At 32.2% G+C, this 13,994-nt stretch carries 10 protein-coding genes; 6 read left to right on the top strand and 4 right to left on the bottom strand.

Annotation, left to right across the window (positions count from 1 at the left end; all coding sequences use genetic code 11):
- Nucleotides 1-97 precede the first annotated feature (97 nt).
- The 3 genes from EI427_RS11920 to EI427_RS11910 all read left to right on the top strand — a co-directional run bounded on the left by EI427_RS11920 (nt 98) and on the right by EI427_RS11910 (nt 3,569).
- Nucleotides 98-1,828, top strand: a complete 1,731-nt coding sequence (locus EI427_RS11920; protein ID WP_317125720.1) for an ABC transporter ATP-binding protein — start codon at nt 98-100, stop codon at nt 1,826-1,828.
- Between the two features lie 218 nt (nt 1,829-2,046).
- Nucleotides 2,047-2,526, top strand: coding sequence for a nucleoside-diphosphate kinase (gene ndk / locus EI427_RS11915; protein WP_126614896.1), 480 nt, complete (start codon nt 2,047-2,049; stop codon nt 2,524-2,526).
- Nucleotides 2,527-2,618: 92 nt separating this feature from the next.
- Nucleotides 2,619-3,569 (top strand): helix-turn-helix transcriptional regulator, encoded by a 951-nt coding sequence (locus EI427_RS11910; protein ID WP_126614894.1) that lies wholly within the window; start codon nt 2,619-2,621, stop codon nt 3,567-3,569.
- A gap of 62 nt (nt 3,570-3,631) precedes the next feature.
- Here EI427_RS11910 and EI427_RS11905 read toward each other — a convergent pair whose 3' ends face one another.
- Nucleotides 3,632-4,078, bottom strand: a complete 447-nt coding sequence (locus EI427_RS11905) for a GNAT family N-acetyltransferase (RefSeq protein ID WP_170178453.1) — start codon at nt 4,076-4,078, stop codon at nt 3,632-3,634.
- 123 nt (nt 4,079-4,201) lie between these two features.
- Nucleotides 4,202-4,513, bottom strand: coding sequence for a rhodanese-like domain-containing protein (locus EI427_RS11900; protein ID WP_126614890.1), 312 nt, complete (start codon nt 4,511-4,513; stop codon nt 4,202-4,204).
- 87 nt (nt 4,514-4,600) lie between these two features.
- Between EI427_RS11900 and EI427_RS11895 the strand changes: the two genes are divergently transcribed.
- Nucleotides 4,601-5,023 (top strand): OsmC family protein, encoded by a 423-nt coding sequence (locus EI427_RS11895; protein WP_126614888.1) that lies wholly within the window; start codon nt 4,601-4,603, stop codon nt 5,021-5,023.
- 164 nt (nt 5,024-5,187) lie between these two features.
- Entirely contained in the window at nt 5,188-6,363 is a 1,176-nt protein-coding gene (locus EI427_RS11890) for a trans-sulfuration enzyme family protein (protein WP_126614886.1), read from the top strand.
- A 73-nt stretch (nt 6,364-6,436) separates the two neighbouring features.
- Here EI427_RS11890 and EI427_RS11885 read toward each other — a convergent pair whose 3' ends face one another.
- Nucleotides 6,437-9,508, bottom strand: a complete 3,072-nt coding sequence (locus tag EI427_RS11885) for a GAF domain-containing SpoIIE family protein phosphatase (RefSeq protein WP_126614884.1) — start codon at nt 9,506-9,508, stop codon at nt 6,437-6,439.
- Nucleotides 9,509-9,742: 234 nt separating this feature from the next.
- Entirely contained in the window at nt 9,743-11,956 is a 2,214-nt protein-coding gene (locus tag EI427_RS11880) for a RelA/SpoT family protein (protein WP_126614882.1), read from the bottom strand.
- A 589-nt stretch (nt 11,957-12,545) separates the two neighbouring features.
- Between EI427_RS11880 and EI427_RS11875 the strand changes: the two genes are divergently transcribed.
- Nucleotides 12,546-13,880 (top strand): trigger factor, encoded by a 1,335-nt coding sequence (locus EI427_RS11875; RefSeq protein WP_170178452.1) that lies wholly within the window; start codon nt 12,546-12,548, stop codon nt 13,878-13,880.
- The last annotated feature ends 114 nt before the right edge of the window (nt 13,881-13,994 follow it).

Here is a 13,994-nt window from a genome sequence, read left to right as displayed (position 1 = left end):
GCAGTTGGATTTTTGTTATTAATACGTTTTGGGAATATTTAGAAATATGGCGCGAAAAGACTCCGGTGAGAAGAAGCCGCGTTTAGATAAAGGGAGCATGCAAAAACTGAAAGGTATCTTTCGTTTCATGGCTCCATACAAGGGAAGTTTTACGCTGGGTTTAATCAGTTTATTCTTTTCTAGTACAGTGTTGTTAGCTTTTCCTTATTTAACAGGTAGCTTAATAGATACAGCACAAGGACAAAGTAAAATTCCATGGTTATCTGACTTAACTCACGTTGGGTTGGCATTAATGGGAGTGCTTTTAGTCCAAAGTATTTTTTCTTTTGCAAGAGTTTACTTCTTTGCAGTAGTGAATGAAAATGCAATGGCAGATTTACGTCGTGAACTTTATAGAAAGTTTATGTCGTTACCAATGTCATTTTATGATAAAAATAGATCTGGTGAATTATTTAGTAGAATTACAGCAGATGTTGCTGTACTTCAGGATACATTCTCTACTACATTAGCAGAATTAATTCGTCAGGTAGCTACATTAGTTTTGGGCGTTGCTATTTTATTTGCAACAAACCCTAAGTTAACTTTATTCATGATCGTAACTTTCCCATTATTAATTGTTGTTGCAATTGTATTTGGTAAGTTTATCAGAAAGTTATCGAAAGGGACTCAAGATGCTTTAGCAAAAGCAAATATTGTAGTAGAAGAAACATTGCAATCTATTGGTACTGTTAAAACATTTGCCAATGAAGATTATGAAGTAAAGCGTTACTCTTCATCTTTAGACAAGGTGGTTGGAATAGCTTTAAAATCTGCAACTTTTAAAGGAGCATTTATATCATTTATCATCTTTGTTTTATTTGGTGGTATTGTTGGTGTATTATGGTACGGTAGTTACTTAGTATCACAAGGTTCTATAAGTGTAGGAGATCTTACTTCTTTTGTACTTTATACAATGTTTATTGGTGGTTCTATTGGTGGTCTAGGCGACATTTATGGTGCTATCCAAAAAGCAGTAGGAGCTACAGAAAGAGTACAAGAAATTCTTGAAGCAGAAACAGAACATGAAATTAATAAAGAAGAAATTCCTCGTTTAGATGGAAATATTACTTTAAAAGATGTTCGTTTTGCTTATCCAACTCGTAGCGAACTTGAAGTATTAAAAGGTGTAAACCTTGAAATAAAGAAGGGGGAAAAAGTAGCATTAGTAGGTAAGTCAGGTGGTGGTAAATCTACTATAGCCCATTTATTACAACGTTTCTACGATATTAATAGCGGAGATATTATTATTGATGGAAAATCATCTAAAGACTTTAACCTAATTGGTTATAGAAAGCATGTAGGTGTTGTTCCTCAAGAGGTATTACTATTTGGAGGTACAATTGCAGAGAATATTGCTTATGGTAAACCAGAAGCGTCTCAGCAAGAAATTATAGAGGCAGCTAAAAAAGCAAATGCTTTAGAATTTATAGAAAGCTTCCCAGAAAGGTTTGAAACGCTTGTTGGAGAAAGAGGAGTTAAATTGTCTGGTGGACAACGTCAGAGAATTGCTATTGCAAGAGCTATTTTAAAAGACCCTGCAATATTAATTCTAGACGAAGCAACTTCTGCTTTAGATATTGAATCAGAAAAACAAGTTCAAGAAGCCTTAGAAACGCTAATGGAAGGCAGAACGAGTTTAATAATCGCACATAGATTATCTACAATTCGTAACGCAGATAAAATTGCTGTATTAGAAGAAGGTACTGTGAAGGAAATTGGTAAACACGATGACTTAATCGCTGATTCTGATGGTTCTTATGCAAAACTTATTCAGTTGCAAGAGTTTTAGAATAGACTAAAAATCCCTTTTAAAAGGATTGAAAAATATAAAGGTTAGATATAGGACTTTCAGTTTTATATCTAACCTTTCTTTTTACTTGATATATACCCTTAATTACTATATGTTTGTTATACCAAACGAACAGAGATAGAGTAGCACATTAATTGTGATGCAAAAAATATTACTGTCAACAGCCAAAAAAATAATAACACTAAACACAAAACACAATGTTCCAAGATAATTTTGCACCCCCAAAAGGCTCATTTACATTTACAATGATAAAGCCTGGCGAAGAAAACCAAGATAATATTGGTGAAATTTTGACAATGATTCATGAAGCAGGTTTCCGTATTCAAGCCATGAAAATGATTCGATTACGTACAAAACAAGCTGAAATGTTTTACCGTCATTTAGCAGAACAACCTTTCTACCGTGATGTTGTAAATTACATGACTTCAGGGCCTGTAATTGCAGCAGTTTTAGAAAAAGACAATGCAGTAAAAGATTACCGTAAATTGATTGGTGCTACAGACCCAACAAAGGCAGAAGAAGGTACAATCCGTAAGCGTTTTGCTAAATCTACAGATAGAAATGTAGTTCACGGTTCAGACTCTGATGAAAATGCAGCAGAAGAAGCTTCTTTCTTTTTCTCATTTAGCGAGAGATATAACCAAGATGGTCACTGTTTCTTCGGATGGGGAAAATAAATCATATATTTAATTGAAAAAGGAAGTCTTGTATTGTAAAAATGCAAGACTTCTTTTAGTTTCAAGAAACGAAATATTTTACTTTTTTTGATATGCCACAACCAAAATTACAAGAAACATTATCCTATTGGTCAACTACTTTTAATGGATCAATCGAAAATAATTGTGTCTCATTTAATAATGATATTGCAAGTGGTTCTATTAAAGGTGAAGTTTTTTCAGATGATTTATATTTACTGAAATTTGATGTTTTTCTACATAATGATCTTTCAGATTTAGGTAAGAACTTAGTTAATGACAGTGAGTATGTTAACTTTCTTTTTGGACAGCAAGAGGTAAATGCATCAAAATATATAGCATTTGATTTAGAAAGAAGAATAGATCTTCGAGGGGTAGTAGTTTCTAATGATAAGAAGAGTTTAAATTGGTTTCAACCTGCCAAAGTACCCTTAAAGTTATTACTTCTAAAAGTAAGCGAAGAAAATTTTTTTAGGTTAGTAAATAAATCAGAGAGCCTAAAAAAGAGTATTGAAAAGGAAAAATCATTTACTCAATTCGATAGTCTAGACCCTGTAATGTTGGGTACATTATTAAGAATGTTTGAAATTGATGATCCCATTTATGGTAAAGAACTAATGGAGCATTGCGCTAATTATCTCATCACTTTAACAATGTCTAAGCTATCTGTAAATTCTATTGATAACGATGATTCGTCATTAAATATGAATGCCCTCTTTCATGCTAGACAACTGATAATAGATAAGAAAGGAGCAGATATACCGATTGAGTTTTTAGCCAAGGAATCTGGTATGAGCGTAAGTAGATTGAGGTTGTTGTTTAAGACTTTCTTTGAAGTACCTATTTATCAATTTCAGCAACAAATAAGGTTAGAGGAGTCTAAGAAATTACTTTTAAAAGGAGACAAAACACAAGCCATGATTGCTATGGACTTGGGTTTTTCAACGTCTAGTCATTTTACAGCTGTTTTTAAAAAGTATTATGGGTACACTCCTAAAGAATTTAAGAAAAACCAAAATGATTAATCATAAAAAATAGTCTTCCTATTTAAAATAAAAAGACTATCCTTTAGTATAAAAAGGTGCAATTAAATTGCCATTTCCATTACAACATGTGGAATGCCATCTTCCATAAATTCATCACCTTTTACTTCAAAACCTTCTTCAGCGTAAAATTTTGTTATATATGATTGAGCATGAAGGTAAACACGTGTTCCTTCTGGAGCAATTTCTTCAATTTCAGATAAACTAGCCTGTAATAAAGCATTGCCAATTCCTTCTCCTCTAAAATCTTTAGAAACAGCAAAACGACCTAGTTTATAACCTTCTTCTGTTGTGTAAAAACGACAAGTACCTGCTGGTCTTCCATCATCTAATACCAAAAGGTGGTGAGCTTTAGGTTCTAAATCATCAAATTCTAAAGATAGGTCAATTTCTTGTTCGTCAACAAATACTTCTTTACGAATCTGCATAACCGCTGGCCACCAATCAGATTCTATTCCTTGAAAAATAACGATTGATAATGTATCTGACATTTCTTGATTATTATAGGGTTTAATACCTGAAAAAGAGAAAACCGATCTGTAATTGAAATTACAAATCGGCTTCATTTTTTTCAACAATGCAAATATCGTTAAAAAAGTGGTGTTTTCATACGATTAGTCCTCAAGACCAAAAGCATCAATATATGCAAGAATTCCTCCTTCAAGGTTTTCTAGGTTTGTGTAACCTTTCATTCCTTCTAATGCAGCAATAGCATTTGCAGAACGTTTTCCACTGCGGCAGTGAATAATTACACGTTTGTCTTTACTGATTTTTGCTTCTGCTTCATCAATTACAGTCGCTAAAGGAAGTAATACTCCGCCAAGATTAGCTTCATCGTATTCATAGTCCTCACGCACATCAATTAATTGGAAGTCTGTGCCACTATCTTGTAAATCTTTTAATTCTTCTACAGTAATACTTTTCATAGTACGTTGAATTTAGTTTGTATTTTGTAATTTTATCAAACCTTTGGGTATAGAACAAATTATTGGCAATAAAAAACATTCAAACGTATGAAAATCGAATTAAATAGAGTAAACGAAGGGGTTCGTTTCGAAGCAACTTCAGAAGAAGGTAACACATTACACATTGATGCAGGTAAAGGTAAAATGGATGGCATGGGTTTAGGCTCTGCGTTTAGCCCTATGCAATTAGTATTAACAGGAGTTGCCGGTTGTGCTGTTTTCGACTTGATTCATATTTTAAAGAAACAACGTCAAGAAATTAAAGATGTGAAAATTACGGTTGAAGGAGATAGAAGAGATGCAGTTCCTTCTCCGTTTGAAACAGTAAATGTTCATTTTAAATTATTTGGTGATATCAACGAGGGTAAAGCAGAAAGAGCTGTTGCTTTAGCAGTAGATAAGTACTGTTCTGTTGCTGAAATGGTGAAATCTACAGCAAAGATTACACATTCTTTTGAGATAGTTAAATAGATATCTTTACCAACATTTTATAAAGTTGAAGTAAAGACGTTAAAGTTTTGAACTTTATTAATCTCGATATTAATTAATTGACTGATATTTATTAATATTGAGATTGATTGTGTTTAATCAAATTCGTTTGATTAATAATAATAAGATTAAACTAACAGAGCTGTATGAGCCAAGAGGATAAAAAATTTGAAACCATTGCGGTAAGAGCACAGACAGAGCGTTCACATAACAGAGAACATTCTGTGCCAATTTATGCAACTTCAAGTTTCACATTTGAAGATGCAGACCATGCAAGTGCATTATTTTCTGATGAAGTAGAAGGTAATATCTATTCAAGATATTCAAATCCTAATAACGACGAGTTTATTGATAAACTTGTTCAGTTGGAGGGTGCTGAAGCAGGAATTGCAACATCGTCGGGTATGTCTGCAATGTTTTTAAGTATTGCATCTTTTGTAAAGAGCGGCGATCATGTAGTTGCATCAAGATCATTATTTGGTTCAACTCATCAAATCTTAACACAACTGCTACCTCGTTGGGGAGTTTCTCATACGTACGTAGATTTTGATGATTTAGAGGGCTTTGATAAAGCAGTTCAGCCAAATACTAAAATGATATTTATTGAGACGCCATCTAACCCGGCTATCGATTTAATAGATATTGAAGCATTGGCTAAAATAGCAAATAAGCATAATGTTATTCTTAATGTTGACAATTGCTTTGCTACGCCGTATATCCAAAATCCTATTGCATTGGGTGCTCATATTGTAACACACTCTGCAACTAAGTTTATTGATGGACAAGGTAGAGTATTGGCAGGAGCCATTCTTGGTACAAAGGAGCATATGAATGAAGTTAAATTCTTGTCAAGACATACAGGACCGGCTTTATCTCCTTTCCATGGTTGGATATTGTCTAAGTCATTAGAAACACTTGCTGTTCGTATGGATAAGCATTGTGATAATGCTTTAAAAGTGGCAAAAGCATTAGAAGGATTTCCACAAGTACAAATGGTGAAATATCCATTCTTAAAATCTCACCCGCAATATGATTTAGCAAAAAAACAAATGCGTCTAGGTGGTGCAATTGTTTCTTTTGAAATTAAAGGTGGAGTAGAAGCAGGTAAGAAATTCTGGGATAGTTTAAATATGATATCAAGATCTTCTAACCTAGGAGATACTCGTACAATTGCTACACACCCAGCTTCTACAACGCACTCAAAATTGAGCGAAGAGGAAAGATTATCTGTTGGAATTACGCCAGGTTTAATTCGTATTTCTGTAGGTTTAGAACATCTAGATGATATTATTGGAGACATTAAACAAGCTTTAGAAGCATAGTCAACCAAGTTATATAAAACCAAAAAGCTCCTCAAATCCTGAATTTGAGGAGCTTTTTTCGTTTATTTTTTTATTATCCTTTAGGTGAAAACCCAAGAACTAATACATCGTCTGTTTGTACTAACTCGTTTTCCATCCAATCATTAAAAGCTCTACGTATTGCAGTTCTTTGATTAGATTTCTCAGATTTATAATTATCGTTCAATAGTTTTAAGAACTGATCATTACTATATTCTTTCTTATCTTCTCCACCAATTTGTTGTGCATAACCATCTGTATACATATAATAAGTAGCATCGTCATTTAGATCGAATGTATGTTTCTTGAACTTAGTAGAGTTGTCAGAAGTTGAACTTATAGAAACAGGAGTACCTTTAATAAAGTAGAATTTATCGTTTGCTATTCTTACTAAAGAAGTATTGGCACCTGCAAATTCCATTACATTAGCATCTTTATCAATTACACATAAAGAAATATCAATTGCATTTTCTTTTTCTTGTGTTTTAGGACTTAGATGAATTGAAATACGCTGGTTCATCAATTCGATAATTTCATCTGGTGATACTATTCCTTGAATCTCAACAATTTCTCTAAATAAAGAAGTACCAATAATACTCATCATTGCTCCAGGAACACCATTGTTGTTACAATCTACAGTAGCAATAAATGTACGGTTACCTTCTTGATGGAACCAGAAGAAATCTCCTGATACGATATCTTTAGGTTTATGGAAAATGAAAGAGTCTGGAAGTAAATTTCTAATTACAGTACGGTTAGGTAAGATTGCACTTTGAATCTGCTTAGCGTACTTAATACTAGATGTAATCTTCTGTGAAGTTGATTGAAGTTCTTCTTTTTGGCGTTCAATCTTTTCGTAAGAAACAGCATTGTCAATTGCAATTGCAGAAAGTACAGCAATGTTTTTTAGAAGATTAACCTGTAATTCAGAATAAGAGTTTTTCTCAAAACTTTGAACAGTAATAACACCAATAAGCTTTTCTTTTGTTCTTAAAGGAAGATAAATAATCGAATACGGCATTTCACCGATTGTCTTAATTTCTTCGTTTGTGTCAATATAATCGTAGATTTCTGTAGTAATATCAGAAATTACAATGTCTTTATTTTCGATTAGAGCAATGGATGATAATTTAGTTTTATCACTCATTTCATGAATGAAGAAAGGTAGCTTTTCACCTTTTTCCATTGCACCTCTAAACTCAATTTGTTGTTTTCTATGTTTGTAAATACCAATACCAAAAGTAGTAGCATCCATTAAACTATGTACATTCTTATATACAGTTTCAATAACTCCATCAACACTTAAACTAGAAGATAGTGTTACGCCGATATCAGATAATAACTGTACATTTTTATAGGATTGCTGAATTTCATCTCTATTTGCTTCTACTTCTTGCTTTTGCTGCTGAAGTTCTGCCGTTCTATCAGTTACAATTTCTTCAAGGCCTTCATACGTTAATGCGTTATCAAGGGCAATACCAATATAAATTGCAATGTTTCTTAAAACGTTTAGATCACTTTCTAGAAATGCATGTGGCTTATAACTCTGAACAGTAATAAACCCTAAAGTGCCTTCCTTACCAATTAATGGTAAATAAATTAATGATTGAGGCATTTTTGCAACATCATCATAAGGCAACTTCACATTAGGAATAAAAGTAGAGTATTCGCTTACAACATCATTGATAATAATCTCTTTCAATGTTTTAAAACATTGTACAGAGAGTTTAGTATTATCAGTAAGTAATATTGTTTTTGGAGGAAGTTTTTCTCCATGTTCAATATTTGTCGATACTTCTATAACTCCACGGTCTTTATTATAAATTCCTATAGAGAATAAAGGGGCATCAATTAAACTATTTAAACTTTCGTATGCAGTATCTGAGATTCTTTCAATAGAAAGGTTAGAAGTAATATCCTGACCAATTTCACCTAAACTTTTTAAAGTTGTATAGGCTTTTGATAGTTTTTCCTCATTCATTTTAGTAATGAGGCTGTGTGTTTCTTCTTGTTCTTTAGAAGATTTTGATAAGTTGATATTATCAATTGCAATAGCAATATATGAACTAATATTTCTTACCAAGTAAATGTCAGAAGGGTTGTATGCATTTTCTAAACCACTCTGAACGGTCATTACGCCAATTACCTTATTTTTATCAATAACTGGAACGTAAATTATTGATTTTACTTTTTTACCAACTCTAGGAGCTGTTACCTCATAAGATGGAATTATATCTCTTATTTCTTCATCAAAATTATTGATGTGAATTATTCTGCTTTCATTAAAACAGATTGTTGCCAATCTATTTCCTTCCTTAATAGCACAAGTATTAAAAGGAAGTTTTTCACCATCCTCGTAAGAAGAAGGGAATTCAAGAAGCCCTTTTTCTTCGTTATAAATACCTATATCTAGGGTTTGTGCATCAATTAACTTATTTATCTTCTGATAAACAGTTTGAATCATAGACTCAATAGTATGAGATGTGGCAATGATTTGTCCGATATCTCCTAAAACTTTTAAGTCAGATTTATTAATTGATGAATTGTCTTCTTCAGGATCTTTTTGAGTAACTTCTTCTTTACGTTCAACAGCAGCAGTAGATAACTTTTTATAGCTTTCTAGTGCTACAGCATTTTGAAGTAAAATAGCCATTTGAGGGGCTAAAAGTTGCAGGAATTTAATACTCTCAGGCGTTGAGTTTAAATTTTGAAACTGTTCTAACATCAAAAATCCTACTATAATATCATCATTCCAAAGAGGAATAAAATTTAGGTAAGTAGGTGAATTTAATTTGACATATAAATCAGAAGAAACTGTTTGATTTCCTTTAGCAACATCAACAAAAACAGTTGATTTACTTTCTTTTATCTGACTTAAAATACCTAACGGCAAGTCATCGTCAAAAGCTATTCTATTAGATTCTGAAAAAACAACATCATTATCAGTTCTGACTTGATATGCTTTTAAAACAAAATCATCACCTGATTTAATAATAATTGATGCTCTCTCAACAATTGACATTGAAGTAACTGTTGATAAAATTTTTGTAGAAAGTCCTTTAAAAGTTAACTCTCTAGTTAAATTCTGATATATTGAAAGTGCCTGATCTAAATATCCTGTTTTCATGCTGTATGAAAAATATGAGTAAGAAGAAGTAGTTTTACCATTAAAAAAATAAGAAAGTGTAAAATTGATAATGTCCAATTTTCGAAAAAATACACTTCTTACGCGTTTCCTCAATTTAATAAATATATTGCCAATGTGCTAATTTTTATTGAATGAGTACAGTTTGTTGGTAGTTCATAAAAAAAGCTACACCTGTTATAACGATGTAGCTTTATTTTTATTTCTTTAATGGACTTAATTATCTGTTCTTGTAATTTTTAATATTCCATTAATTTCTCCAATCTCTGTAATTACTTTTTCAAACTCTTTTAAATTTTTGACGGAGATTTCTATATTTCCTTTAAAAATACCATCTAGAGACTCTATTGATATCGATCTGATGTTCACTTTCATTCTACTAGTTATTATTCTAGTAACATCGTTCACGAGTCCAATTCTATCTGTACCTTCAATAGCAATTTTAGATATAAAAGAAGATTCTTTTTCTGATGCCCAACGTGCTTTAATAATTCTGTAGCCGTAGTTGGCCATCATAGCTATAGAGTTGGGGCAATTTGTTCTGTGTATTTTTATACCATTATTAATAGTAATAAAACCAAAGATATCATCTCCTTGAATTGGATGACAACAATTTGCTATAGAGTAATGGACATTATCCATATCTTCTCCAATTACAAGTTCGTCATCGTCTTTGCGTATTTTTTTTATCTTGGTCTTGAATTCTTTTGCAGAATCAGGAACAATTTTTTTCTTTTTAACGGTATTGGTAGTATCAAGATGGTCTTTAAACTTCTTGATTTGCGTATGTTCAATTATACCTTCACCTATTTGATAATATAAATCACTTTCACTATTTAGATTAAAAAAATCTCTAAGTTGTTGTGCTACCTTATCGTCATATTTAATTTTAAGCTGCTTTAATTTTCGGTCAATTATTTCACGACCAATCATTGCAACTCTTTTTCTATCGTCTTTTAAATGAGACCTTATCTTCGCTCTTGCACGAGAGGTACGTACAATTTTTAACCAACCCTCATTTGCTTTTGGTTGGTTAGCCGTAAGAATTTCAATCTGATCGCCATTTTGTAATTGGTAACTTAACGGAACAAGTTTACCATTAATTTTAGCACCTAAACATTTAGCACCAACTTCTGTATGGATATCAAATGCAAAATCTAAAACTGTAGCCCCTTGTGGGAATACTTTTAAATCTCCATTTGGAGTAAAAACAAAAACTTCTTTATTAAAAAGGTTCGTTCTAAAGTCATCAAGGAACTCTACAGCGTTAACTTTGTCGTTTTCCATTAAGGTTCTGACCTCATTTAGCCATTGCTCAATACCTTTTTCAGAACTATTATCTCCTTGTTCTTTGTATTTCCAATGGGCAGCGTATCCTTTTTCGGCAATCTCATCCATTCTTTTAGAACGGATTTGTACCTCAACCCAAATACCATTGTGCCCCATTACAGTTGTATGAAGAGATTCGTAACCATTAGATTTAGGCATACTAATCCAATCTCTCAACCTACTTACATTAGGAGTGTAATAATCTGTAACAATAGAGTAAACGTGCCAACAAGTAGATTTTTCAACTTGTCGAGGACTTTCAAAAATGATACGAACAGCAAATAAGTCAAATACTTCTTCAAACCCTACCTGTTGCTTTTTCATTTTGTTAGCAATAGAGGTAATCGATTTTGTACGCGATTTAATGGTGTATTTGTATCCTTGTTTATCTAAAGTTTCTGTAAGAGGAGTTTTAAACTCGTAGGTAAAATGTTCACGAGCCTCTTCAGATTCTTTTAATTTCTTAGTTATCTCTTCGTAAAGTGTTTGATCAGAATATTTAAGACATAAATCTTCTAATTCCGATTTAATATTATAAAGTCCTAAACGATGAGCGAGGGGAGCGTAAATGTACTCAGTTTCAGCTTTTACTTTAAGCTGTTTGTCTTTAGGCATCGACATGAGAGTACGCATGTTATGTAGTCTATCAGAAATTTTGATTAAAACTACACGTACATCTTCAGAAATTGTCAATAACATTTTTCTGAAATTCTCAGCTTGTAAAGAACCTCCTTTTTGAGCTGCTCCAGATATTTTTGTAAGACCGTTAACAATTAATGCTACTTTAGCACCAAAACGTTCTTCAATATCTTCTAATGTATATTCTGTATCTTCCACAACGTCATGTAAAAGAGCAGAAATAATAGATGTTGTGCCCAGACCAATTTCTTCTGCAGCAATAGTAGCAACTGCAACAGGATGGTAAATAAAAGGTTCGCCAGATTTACGACGCATATCCTTATGTGCTTCAGTGGCAAATAAGAAAGCTTCCTTTATTAATTTTATGTCTTTTGGGTCATTTAGAAAGGGTCTAGCTTTTCGTAACAAATTAGCATACATGCGAATAAGTTCCCTTCTTTCCTTTTCTATATTGATCTCCATATTATAACCTCAAAACTTTAATTAGATTCATATCAATGCTTGATTAAATTTGCATAAAAAAAATCAAACAACAACTAGTAAGACTAAAATAACTCTGTTTATTTATAAATTATTGACCATTTAATGAGAAGAACTTTTGTTTTGAATATATAAACCTTGTTTTAGGTGTTGTTTTTATATCTAATCAATAGATATAATAGTAATGTAGGCCTTTTACAATGCATAATTTAGGATATTGAAATAGAGTGCAAATCATTATAAATTACATACATATATATTTAATTGTTTACATTTTTTTGAAGTAGAATTGATGATTTTACTTATGAGTTGATTACCTTTGCATCGCTTAAATAAAAGTAGTTATTTTATAACCGTTTGATTTAAGGCATTTCATATCAAAATATTTGATGTTAGACATTGTTTTTCAGTGTGTTGTCATCTTTATTTTGAACTGAAATATTTTGAGTGATAAATAATAAGTAGCAATTGCTTTACTTTTAAATATCACTTTAAAATTAGGAGACTTTACAAGTTTTTGTATGGTTTTCTCTTAAATGTAGAGTTTTGTCACAACAAAAATCATAGAACTTTGGAATTCAAATTAGATAAACAAGAGAACTCATACGGGTTACTTTCAGTAATTCTTACTGAAGCGGATTACATGCCAGCATATAAGTCAAAATTGAAGCAACAAGCTGAAAATGCTAATATGAAAGGTTTCCGTAAGGGTAAAGTGCCAATGTCAATGGTACAAAAAATGTACGGTAAGCAATTAAAAATGGATACTTTCAACGAAACTGTTGGAAAAGCTGTTGATACTTACTTAAAAGACAACGACATTAAGCCTTTATTCCAACCAATCTACAAAGGTGATTTTATTACACCTGAGCAAGTTGGTGGTGATCAAACTGTTCAATTTGAATTATTACTTCCTGAGTTTGATTTAAACTTAGAAGGTGTTAATGCTGATACTTTCAACTTAACAGTAACAGATGCTGACGTTGAAAATACAATCACTAAATTAAAAGAATCTTATCCTACTAAAAAGGATGCTGACGAAGCTGCAAAAGGTGATTTAATCACTGCAACTTTTAAAGCTGTAGAGGGTGACTTCGAAAAAGAAGGAGCTGCTTTTGATTTAGATGAAAAATTAGCTGAAGGAGTTGCTGATCAATTCGTAGGTAAAAAAGTAGGCGATGTTGTTACTTTAGACATTACTACAATGTACGAAGACAACAACCGTTTAAGTTTATTCTTAGGTACTGAAGATGCTGACAAATTTGTTGGTCAATTCTCAGTAGAAATTACTAAGATTACTCGTTCTCACGAGCCAGAAATGAACAAAGAATTCTTTGATATGGTAATCGGACCAGATAAAGTATCAACAGAAGAGGAGTTCAAAACTGAATTGAAAAAGACAATTTCTGAAGTAAACGCTCAAGCTATCGATGGTGTTACTAACGATAACGTTCGTAACGGAGTAGTAGAAGGAACTTCAATTGCTCTTCCTGCTGAGTTATTGAAGAAAGTTTACATGCAAAACAATCCTAAAGCAACAGAAGAAGAAGCTACTGAAAGCTTAGGTAAGTTTGAAGAAGCTGTAAAATGGAGAGCAATTTCTGATAAAGTATTTGCTGATAATGATATCAAAGTTGAGAAAGAAGAAGTTGAAGCTGCTGCTTTAGTGGCTATCAAAGCTCAGTTTGGTAACTTTATGGGTGATGAGGATGAGCGCATGGGTGAATTTGTTCAAAACTACTTACAAGCTGAAAACGGTAAGTATTTCGAACAAACTTATGAGCAAGTTTATAACGAGAAAGTATTTAACGCAATGAAAGAAAAAGTTGCTTTAAATGCTCAAGAAGTTGATTTAGGTCAATTCGAAGAGATCTTAACTAAAAGAAACGAGCAAGCTGCTAACTAAGTAGTAAGTTCCTAGTTATATAAAAAGCCCTTGCATGAAAATGCAAGGGCTTTTTTTGTAGATCATCTTTTAGAAAGATAATCAAATATATATAGTGATTTTCTGAATTTGATA

It is taken from the genome of Flammeovirga pectinis, from assembly GCF_003970675.1.
Taxonomy (GTDB): domain Bacteria; phylum Bacteroidota; class Bacteroidia; order Cytophagales; family Flammeovirgaceae; genus Flammeovirga; species Flammeovirga pectinis.
The sequence above is the reverse complement of the archived record's forward strand: the minus strand, read 5'-3'. Positions and strand labels throughout refer to the sequence as shown.

Coding starts and splice junctions, on each gene's coding strand:
- EI427_RS11895 (WP_126614888.1), top strand. CDS start 4,601: ATGAAAATCGAATTAAATAGAGTAAACGAAGGGGTTCGTTTCGAAGCA.
- EI427_RS11910 (WP_126614894.1), top strand. CDS start 2,619: ATGCCACAACCAAAATTACAAGAAACATTATCCTATTGGTCAACTACT.
- EI427_RS11885 (WP_126614884.1), bottom strand. CDS start 9,508: ATGAAAACAGGATATTTAGATCAGGCACTTTCAATATATCAGAATTTA.
- ndk (WP_126614896.1), top strand. CDS start 2,047: ATGTTCCAAGATAATTTTGCACCCCCAAAAGGCTCATTTACATTTACA.
- EI427_RS11890 (WP_126614886.1), top strand. CDS start 5,188: ATGAGCCAAGAGGATAAAAAATTTGAAACCATTGCGGTAAGAGCACAG.
- EI427_RS11900 (WP_126614890.1), bottom strand. CDS start 4,513: ATGAAAAGTATTACTGTAGAAGAATTAAAAGATTTACAAGATAGTGGC.
- EI427_RS11905 (WP_170178453.1), bottom strand. CDS start 4,078: ATGTCAGATACATTATCAATCGTTATTTTTCAAGGAATAGAATCTGAT.
- EI427_RS11880 (WP_126614882.1), bottom strand. CDS start 11,956: ATGGAGATCAATATAGAAAAGGAAAGAAGGGAACTTATTCGCATGTAT.
- EI427_RS11920 (WP_317125720.1), top strand. CDS start 98: ATGCAAAAACTGAAAGGTATCTTTCGTTTCATGGCTCCATACAAGGGA.